The sequence below is a fragment of the Arthrobacter sp. Y3223164 genome (assembly GCF_059091005.1).
In genome coordinates this window covers 1-519 of sequence record NZ_JBNHGF010000817.1, presented here as the reverse complement: position 1 = coordinate 519, position 519 = coordinate 1, and the positions used below count along the sequence as shown (strand labels likewise).

1 pseudogene is annotated in these 519 nt (G+C 72.8%); it reads left to right on the top strand.

What is annotated here, in order from left to right:
- Positions 1 to 31: 31 nt before the first annotated feature.
- Positions 32 to 519: pseudogene (locus tag AC5RUJ_RS18185) on the top strand (selenocysteine-specific translation elongation factor); the annotation flags it as partial.

The window sequence follows — 519 nt, the reverse complement described above, 5'->3', positions numbered from 1 at the left end:
CACCGGGCTGCGCGACGCGCCGGCAGTCGCCGTGTCCGCGGTCACGGGAGCCGGCCTCGACGAGCTGCGCAAGGTACTGGATACGACCCTGTCCTCCCTCCCCGCAACCGACCCCTCGGGCCGCGTGCGGTTGTGGATCGACCGATCCTTCACGATCAGCGGCGCGGGAACGGTGGTGACCGGAACGCTGACAGCCGGCTGCCTGGCCGTGGGCGACCGCTTGCAGCTCGCGGGCCACGGCAGCCTCCGGCCGGTGTCGGTCCGGGGCCTGCACAGCCGCAACGAAGCCTTTCCGACCATTGGTCCGAGCAACCGGGTCGGCGTCAATGTGCGCGGCATGGCCGCCGGCGGCATCCGTCGCGGCGACGTCCTCCTGTCCGAAGACGCCTGGCTCCTCGTGGACAGCATCGACGTCCGCCGCACGATGGGCGCGGCGTTCCCCGACGGGCCGCGGCACCTGCTCGCCCACATCGGCACCGCAGCCGTGCCGTGCCGGGTGCGCCCGTTCAACGAGGACCA